Source organism: Clostridium sp. CAG:43, from assembly GCF_000434655.1.
In the GTDB taxonomy this organism is placed as follows: Bacteria; Bacillota; Clostridia; order Lachnospirales; family Lachnospiraceae; genus Otoolea; species Otoolea fessa.
Genome location: NZ_FR895093.1, coordinates 1 through 2,241 on the forward strand (window position 1 = coordinate 1; position 2,241 = coordinate 2,241).

2 protein-coding genes are annotated in these 2,241 nt (G+C 52.5%); both read left to right on the forward strand.

Translation table 11 applies throughout. From position 1 onward, the window contains the following. Nucleotides 1-75: 75 nt before the first annotated feature. Entirely contained in the window at nucleotides 76-1,890 is a 1,815-nt protein-coding gene (gene lepA, locus QVO97_RS07425) for a translation elongation factor 4 (protein WP_022359720.1), read from the forward strand. After that, on the forward strand, nucleotides 1,890-2,241 hold a 352-nt coding region (locus QVO97_RS07430), incomplete at its 3' end, for a radical SAM protein (RefSeq protein WP_288189308.1). The genes lepA and QVO97_RS07430, both read left to right, overlap by 1 nt.

Below are 2,241 nucleotides of genomic sequence, written 5' to 3' on the forward strand. Positions count from 1 at the left end.
TTTTAAATAAAAAATAAGATATCGCAGCAAACATTTTGCTGCCAAACAAAGTGATACAGAGAGAGGAATGAACGGATGGCAATTATAGATCAGAGCAAAATCAGAAATTTCTGCATCATTGCACATATCGATCACGGCAAATCAACGCTGGCAGATCGTATTATTGAGATGACGGGACTTTTAACGAGCCGTGAGATGCAGGCGCAGGTGCTTGATAACATGGATCTGGAGCGGGAGAGAGGTATTACCATCAAGTCGCAGGCAGTCCGCACGGTATATAAGGCGAAAGACGGTCAGGAGTACATTTTTAACCTAATCGACACGCCTGGACATGTGGACTTTAACTACGAGGTTTCCCGAAGCCTGGCGGCGTGCGACGGCGCGATTCTGGTTGTGGATGCGGCACAGGGAATCGAGGCGCAGACGCTGGCGAATGTATATCTGGCGCTGGATCATGATCTGGAGGTCATTCCGGTGTTAAATAAGATCGATCTGCCGAGTGCGGATCCGGAGCGCGTGGCAGCGGAGATCGAGGATGTGATCGGTCTGGAGGCGTCAGATGCACCGCGTATTTCTGCGAAGACCGGCTTAAATGTCGAGGCAGTTCTGGAGGAGATCGTGCAGAAGATCCCGGCACCGGCGGGCGATCCGGAGGCATCGCTGCAGGCGCTTATTTTCGACTCCCTGTATGATTCTTACAAGGGCGTTATCGTATTCTGCCGTGTGAAGAACGGTACGATCAAAAAAGGCACACGCATGAAAATGATGGCGACCGGAGCGGCTGCCGAGGTTGTGGAGGTTGGATATTTTGGCGCAGGTCAGTTTATTCCGTGCGAAGAGCTTTCAGCCGGTATGGTTGGCTATGTGACTGCCAGTATTAAAAATGTGCAGGATACCCGCGTGGGCGATACGATTACCGATCTGGACAACCCATGTGCAGAGCCACTTCCGGGTTACAAGAAGGTAACGCCGATGGTATACTGCGGTCTTTATCCGGCGGATGGTGCGAAATATCCGGATCTGCGGGACGCGCTGGAAAAATTGCAGCTCAACGATGCAGCGCTCTATTTTGAGCCAGAGACATCGGTAGCGCTGGGCTTTGGTTTCCGGTGTGGTTTCCTGGGGCTTCTCCATCTGGATATTATCCAGGAACGCCTGGAACGCGAGTACAATCTGGATCTTGTGACAACGGCGCCGGGCGTTGTATACCGGGTGCACAAGACGAACGGCGATATGATTGAGCTGACGAACCCGTCAAACCTGCCGGATCCGTCCGAGATTGCCTATATGGAAGAGCCGATCGTGTCGGCGGAGATCATGGTTACGACCGAGTTTGTCGGTGCGATCATGACGCTGTGCCAGGAGCGCCGCGGCGTTTACCTGGGAATGGAGTATATTGAGGCGAGCCGTGCGCTGCTGAAATATGAACTTCCGTTAAATGAGATTATTTATGATTTCTTCGATGCATTGAAATCGCGCTCCCGCGGTTACGCGTCGTTTGATTATGAGTTAAAGGGCTACGAGGAATCCAAGCTGGTAAAACTGGATATTCTCGTCAACCGCGAGGAAGTGGACGCGCTCTCTTTCATCGTATTCGAAGGTTCGGCATATGAGCGCGGCAGAAAAATGTGCGAGAAGCTCAAGGATGAGATTCCGCGTCATTTATTTGAGATTCCAATCCAGGCGGCGGTCGGTGGAAAGATCATTGCCCGCGAGACGGTCAAGGCAATGAGGAAGGACGTTCTGGCAAAATGCTACGGCGGCGATATTTCCCGAAAGAGAAAACTTCTGGAGAAGCAGAAGGAAGGAAAGAAACGTATGCGTCAGATCGGAAACGTAGAGATTCCGCAGAAGGCATTTATGAGCGTCCTGAAGCTGGACGAAGAATAATGGAATTATATATACACATCCCGTTCTGCGTCCGCAAGTGCCGTTACTGTGATTTTCTTTCGTTTGCGTCCGATGCGTGCGTGCGGGAGAAATATGTGGATCAGCTGATCCGGGAGATTGAAAGCATTCCGGAAGAGGATGCAGGGCAGTGTCCTGAAAATGCGGCGCCGCGGCTAAACCTGACAGGGCGGACGGTGGAGACGATCTTTATCGGCGGCGGAACGCCGTCCCTGCTTCCACCATCGGCGGTTGAGCGGATTCTGGCAGCCGTCCGGCAGATCTTTCGGGTAGAGCCGGATGCGGAGATCACGATGGAGGCGAATCCGGGGACATTGACGCCGGATTCGGCAG